General features: G+C 34.6%; 4 protein-coding genes and 2 pseudogenes. All 6 read right to left on the reverse strand.

Going from position 1 to position 6,776, the window contains the following annotated elements; genetic code table 11:
- Positions 1-931: pseudogene (locus tag IHO13_RS01780) on the reverse strand (hypothetical protein); the annotation flags it as partial.
- The gene (locus IHO13_RS01785) at positions 912-3,266 is read right to left on the reverse strand and encodes a VirB4 family type IV secretion/conjugal transfer ATPase (RefSeq protein ID WP_225538000.1); all 2,355 of its coding nucleotides are present in this window, start codon (positions 3,264-3,266) and stop codon (positions 912-914) included. The gene IHO13_RS01785 and the pseudogene IHO13_RS01780, both read right to left, overlap by 20 nt.
- Before the next feature lie 34 nt (positions 3,267-3,300).
- On the reverse strand, positions 3,301-3,663 hold the full coding sequence (gene cas5 / locus IHO13_RS01790; protein WP_225538001.1) for a CRISPR-associated protein Cas5: 363 nt from the start codon (positions 3,661-3,663) through the stop codon (positions 3,301-3,303).
- A gap of 101 nt (positions 3,664-3,764) precedes the next feature.
- Positions 3,765-4,856, reverse strand: coding sequence for a hypothetical protein (locus IHO13_RS01795; protein ID WP_225538002.1), 1,092 nt, complete (start codon positions 4,854-4,856; stop codon positions 3,765-3,767).
- Between the two features lie 106 nt (positions 4,857-4,962).
- Positions 4,963-6,009 (reverse strand): NAD(P)H-dependent flavin oxidoreductase, encoded by a 1,047-nt coding sequence (locus tag IHO13_RS01800; protein WP_225538003.1) that lies wholly within the window; start codon positions 6,007-6,009, stop codon positions 4,963-4,965.
- Between the two features lie 5 nt (positions 6,010-6,014).
- Positions 6,015-6,535, reverse strand: a pseudogene (locus tag IHO13_RS01805) (cytochrome b).
- Positions 6,536-6,776 lie beyond the last annotated feature (241 nt).

Consider the following 6,776-nt stretch of genomic DNA (forward strand, 5'->3'; position numbering starts at 1 on the left):
TGTAAGTTTCGAAGTAATGTGTAGTGCCACCTCTATCTAAAATAGAATGCTCCCTAACTTCATCCGGAGTAGGGCCCTCCCTAGCCTTATCCTTTTTGTACTTTTTGGGAAAATCTAACTTTTCTCCGATTTCTCCGTCTTTTCCTATTAGTTCACCAATTATTACCTTAACCTTAGGATCAAAGTAGTCATTTTTTTCGTTTGTTACAGGAACAATTCTAACTTGTGGAGATGACATCGCAAGTTGTTCACAGAACGGAGGTGGGCCAGGTGCAAGTGGCACAGGAGCGCATTTCACCACTTTTTGATAGCAAGTATCACAGGTGTTTGCCATATCTTCAGGACTAAAAATGTTTGCTCCTTCACCTGCTCTAGGAAAATATGAAAAAATCCCCATGCAGGCGGCTTTTTGGCTGCAAGCACATATCTTAGGAGAATTAACAAATTTACTTTTCTCTTCGTCAGTGACACCATCTGCCCATTCCCATCCAAGGCCTTCCGCAATTCCTTCCTTAATTTTGCCACCATCTAATATTGTATCTCCTTCCCAGTCGATAAAAACTGCTGCAGAAATTCCAGACCCGCTTGCCTGCATTCCGTATATCTGGCGGCATGAAGTTTTGTTGGGTAATATATAACAATTATCTCCTTCATAGTCGCAAACTTGAATTTTTGGATCAAAATAACCACTTATTCCTTGATCTTTCACTGCCGTTACTTTAATTTCTTTTAATAAATGAGGATCAAAATTCAAATTACCCCACTTGCCAGTAACTAAGTTCCAAAGACCTTTTCCTATTGAGCTCTCTGCAGCTTCAATATCAGTACGAAAATATAATGTATCTTGGCAAACATCAGAGTACCCACTATTTGCACCAAGCAAAATCAATACTAGGAAAAAAAATTTGGCTTTAAGCTTTACACTTCTCATAAAACACTGGTAACCACTTATTAACTTCTTCCCCTTTTTCTTTTATTGCTTCATACATATATTTTATAGTATCTTTATTAGCTGAAAGTATGTGTATTTCTTGCATATCTTTCAAATCTAAATTTAAAGTTACTAGTCCTTTGTACTGTTTTATCAAAAATAAACCTTCTTGTGTTGGTGTTTGCAGGATTATGTTCAGTTCCTCTTTCGATAGAGAAAATGCTTTCATGTATAATCTATTTGCATTGACGTTCGGCATCAAAATCCTTGTATCAATGTGTTTGTCCAGGTATTGAGTAAATTTACTAGCAAATGCCAGGTTTAAGTTTTCAGTACTTAGAATTACCACAACATTTAATTTTGTCATCCTGTGCATCCAGTTATCAAACTCTTTCTCTGTGGGAAAAATATTACTTATTTCCCATGCTTCATCCAAAACGAGTATTGCAGGTGAACCATCACATTTTGCTTCAAAAGAGTATAAGAAATAGTAGAGTATCACGGACATACATTCCTTTTGTTTTATAAGGTTTGCTGTGTTAAGAGATATAGTTCTTATTTCCCAGTCAATATCCGATTCATCACCATCTTGAAATAAATAAGCAAACTCACCATCATTGCACCATTTACTTATCTTACCCCCAAGGAGTAAGAGCACTTCAGAAATTTGTGAAATAGAACGTGACTCCCTTGGTATAGCAAATATAGAATCTACAATTTTTTTTATCTTCTCTTCCACATCCACCGAGTTTATATCAGCCACCATTCTTTTGATCAGTTCAGCTAACATATTCCGATTGGAAGCACTATTTTCAATGTTTAGTGGATTAAATTTCAGGCTTTTATCTTTATATTTTGGATCAATTATGTAGTATTTACCACTCACCGCTTTAGTAAAAATTATTGACTTTCCAGTGTTGTCTAACATGATAATTCTAGGATCAAATTTTCTTGACTCTGACAACAGGAAGTTAATCAGTGAAGTTCTGCCTGAACTTGGAGCGCCAAGTATCGTAGTATGACCATTGTTTTTCTTTCCATGAAAATTAAAAAAGTAAGGGCTTCCTTTTTTTGAAAAAAAGACTGTTACTGCTTCTCTCCACCTTCCTCCTTTTAATGTACCTGACGTAAAATCATGTAGCATAGCAAAGCTGCAGGCATATTTTTTTAGTATATTTTTCGGTTGTGCAACAAAAGTAAAATTGCCTGGAAGTTGTGCCCAAAAATGGTCTTCCATATGTAGATCAGCTCTAAACATCATCAACCCGACTAACGACATTACGGCGGACAAATCGCTGATGTTTTCAGCTAGTCTCTTTCTATCGTCAGCAAAAATTGTGAAAATAATTTTCTGTTGACAAAAGTCTATAGCAGAAGTTTTTTCAAGTTCTATTATTTCTTTGATTTCTGAGTTTTGAAGTAAGGTACTATCCTCACTGATTTGCAGCATATTGATTTGTTTTTTAAATTCTTTGACTGCTTTGTTATTACTAGTGAATATTATTATTTCTGTAATAATAAACTCAGAGTCAAGTTGTAAACACCTATCTATATTTTCTAAAGGGATTTCACGATATTCCTTTATACAAAAAATAGAACCAAATTTCTGTTGATTTTCAAATGTTGTTTGAAATGTGTTAAAACCAAAAGCTATCTTTAAGTTTTTAACATGTTGCGACAGATCCCTTTCACATATTGGGTAATCTTTGTATGTTAACGTAACAATATAATGGAGAAATTCTATCATTTCAGAATACATTTTACGCTCACTAAACCTTAGGCCTAGCTTTTTAGCTCCGAAAGGCTCTAAATCACTTTGAATTAAATCAGTTACCCTTTGTAATTCCCGATGGTTTTCTTGTAGATACAGCTTATGCTGATTTTTTATTTTACTAAGAAAAAATGAATTATTAGTATGCTCGCCAAAATCGCTAAATAATACTACGATGTATAACTCGTTTATATACTGCAGTTTACTATCAGTAAGTTTATTAAGCCACGTTGAATGTAGCTTATCAGAAAAGTCTCCAGTCTTATTCCATTTTAAACTCAGTTTATTGCGCTTTCGGACAGTATGAATCCAAACAGTGAAATATAAGCTATTGATATTTTTTGATATGCTTTTTCTAATTTCAGTTCTAAGGTCGCTGTAGTTATCAGCAGAGGAGTAATCTTCTAACTTGATTATTTTTAATAATTCTCCCTGTTTTGTTAGTATGGTTTCTTCATCATAATGACAAGCGTAAGGGATAAAGTCTAAATCAATACTTTCTAGTAATGCTAAATTATTCTTTTTTTCAAGCTTAGTGTTAATTACTGGTATTTTTGGCTGCATACAACATTATGTGCGTTCAATAAAGGTAGTGATCTTAATTTTTATCTTTTTCGTCATCAGGTTTTACTTTTACAAAACTAAACTTCTCTTTCAAGTAGTCAGTTACTTTTTCCGTGCTACCGAACATCATGACTAGTACGCTAAACATTATCATGAAAAAGATCAGGCCCCTAAACAATATTGCAAGTATCACTGCAGCTATGCATAATCCTATGATTGTCGAAGGACTCATATTTTCTAAGGTATCTTTAACTGAAAATGAAGAAGTAAAATTCCTTACCGTTTCTTGTACATCCTTCAATTCATTATCTACTGAAATCGCTTTGCCCGAGTATGATGTAAAAATTAGGCTTAACAGGACTATAAAAACTAAAATTTTATTCAATTGAATGTGCATCAACTAAATACCTTTTAAACACTACCTGATTATAACGACTTTCACATCAACAGGCAAGAACTGAATTTGTTTGTTCACTATGAGTAACATATATTTTATTTTTACCGCTGTTTACTATCATCAATAAGAGGGCTCAAATCGGTGGGTGTTAATTTACTTGAAGGAGGAAGTAAATACCGTGTGACTGCTGCTACTATAGCAAACACTATAGACATAACCAACAATCCTGTCCCTACCATCTCCAAAGTTACTACTCCTGTGATAAGACATCCTATTGCGGAGAAAGCACAACCTGTTGAAAGTGCAATGCAAAAATTTCTGTTATTTGGTTGTTTTTCAGGTAGAGTATCTTCGCTATTATTTTCATTTGCAGAAGATTTTTGCGCGATTGCAATGACATTTTTTCCGTTCTTTTTGTTTTCAGGTTTCATTGAATCCCTTGTATTCTTATTTGTTCCCGGAATAGCTGACACTGAGATTTTTGGCTCTTCCTTGGCTACAATCACGTGCTGTAATGGCACTTTGGTTGATTCTTCTTTAACTTGGTATGCTTGACTACCTGAATTTTTATTTTCTTGCTTCTTTGGGTTTTCTTCTGGATCCTGCTCTGGTTGCTCAATTTCTTCTTTTTGTAGATTATCATTTCCTCCAACAGAGCTTGATACTGAGCTTACACTTCTACTTAATGGTGATGGTGAGTTTTTCTTGCTCGGCACGGGTGGTTTTAAATCATCACTGAATTTAGGAGTACCTGCTTCATCTTGTCCGTCTATCCTACTATTTCTAAGATCGATTTGATAGTTGCTTCTGCTAATAGTGTTTAAAATTATTCCTAATATTTTCCCTCTTCTTGTTTGTGGTCTTTGTGATTGTTCTGCTTCATTGTTAAATACTGTAGGTACAGCTAGTTCTTCTGATTTCATTACTTTATCCTTCAACGCTGGAAGGAAGTTCTCGATATAATACTTGTAATATTTTTGATATTCTTCTTGTTCTATAAGTGATTTTTCTAATTCACTTAATACATTAGGATCAGCCCCTCTCTTGAAAAACTCTATGCATTTGTCGAGATCTCCCTTTTTTGGGCTTTTACGGTTATGTGTTTTTTTTGTTACCTTTGCGTGTATAGTGTTGTACAATTGTTCGTTAGGATCTCTTTCATTACTCTTAAGTTTTTTTAAAGTACCTAGCATAACATTTCTCCATACATAACAAAATGTATAGATACCTTAATCAGCGTTAATTTTACATTAAAACTGGGGAATTATACTCTATTTATGGACGATTACGGCGATTTGCTTATTGGTTGATATTTGCTTTGCTAATGATTGAGTTTTTCACTTTTATAGATTTGTTTTTGATATAATTATTTGCCTGTTGAATTAACATATCTATCACTTCTTTTACGGGTCTTTCCCTATCAACCATGCCAACGCTTTGACCGGCCATTAAAGATCCTGTTTCAATATCTCCTTCAATCACTGCTCTTCTTAAGGCTCCAGCCCAGAACCTTTCTATTTCAAGCTGTCCGTCTTCTTTTGAAATCTGTCCTTTTTGGTACTTATCAATAACTTCTCTTTGGTGCTTCACAAAATCATCACTCGCTTTGTTAGCTACGGCTCTTACTGGAATTACAGGAAAATCAGCACTTATTTGTACAGAAGAAACCGCGTTACGTGCAGCTGACTTAATAAACACCTCCTTGAAATTTTTATGGGCAATCGACTCGTTTGTGCAGACGAATAATGTACCTATTTGACATCCACTTGCTCCCATTTCTAGGTAATTCACTATCATCTCGCCTCTTCCTATTCCACCTGCAACAAACACTGGTGTTTGTTCACTTTTAAAGTAAGGTAATATCTCTTGTGCGAGAACAGAAGTACTAACTGGACCTATATGTCCACCTGCTTCCATTCCTTCTATTATTAATGCATCTACCCCTATTTTTACTAACCTTTTCGCAAGGTTTAATGATGGTGCAAAACACATAACTTTAGTGCCCACATTCTTGATTTTTTCTATGCTAGGTTTTGTCGGTAACCCACCTGCAAAAACTATGTGGCTTACTTTTGCTTCAATACACACATCTATCAACTCACTCAAGTTTGGGTGAATAGTGATCAGATTGATGCAAAATGGCTTATTAGTTAGTTTCTGTGTCTCTGCGATTTCTTTTTTTAGCAATTCTGGAGACATAGCACCACATGCAATTATGCCAAAACCACCAGCGTTTGAGATTGCTGAAACCAAGTTTCTCTCTGAGACCCAGCTCATAGCACCACCCATTATTGCAAACTCACTACCAAGAAAATCCGTTCCTTTTTTCCAGAGATTGCTCAACATATAATCTATATAATGCGTTTAAAAATGTTTTGCTTATCTATCAATGTGTGTTTTAAAGCAGCAAGTATCACAAGACTATAAAGAATACTGTAAAGTATGTAAGTATTGAATGTAGCCCATTGGCTGCACTAGCTAGCTCTTTGTATTTACTAGTTAACAAAGGGATGTGAAAAAAATATTTGATCCTCTTGCCAGAGGCAGAAAACATGACACAACCAGATAACGGTACTAGTATCATTAAAGCATATAAACCAAGGTGCACTGTTTTGCTTATATTGATCTCAAATCGGGAAAAACTTGCTGGAAGTGGTGGAATGAGAGTAAAGGCGCGAAAAAGTATGCGTGCTATGACTAACCCAAAGATAGTGATGCCACAAGCCTTGTGAATAGCGTATATGATGAACTTAATTTCATTGCTAACTGGCAAGCTTTTCATATAAAACCTAGAGCAGAGCATACCGATAATAAAAACAATCATTAGCCAATGAATAATCCTTAAACTTAAGCTATATTTATTGTCTTCCATTTTGATTACTCTAAAGTAGCATTTATATAATAAAGAAACTATTTTTCAATCAAAATTTATTAAAACAACTTAAGTGTGCTGACAATACAGCTATACAAGTGGTAATTCGAAAGCAATCCCTAGTCGTTATCCAGTAGAAACAAAAAAATTACTTGAAAACTTTTGCCATTACCTTTATCATAATACTGAAGCTATTGTTTATCTTCAATCCGTACAGATCAAACAACAAAAACTCAATGTA

It is taken from the genome of Wolbachia endosymbiont of Mansonella perstans, from assembly GCF_020278605.1.
In the GTDB taxonomy this organism is placed as follows: domain Bacteria; phylum Pseudomonadota; class Alphaproteobacteria; order Rickettsiales; family Anaplasmataceae; genus Wolbachia.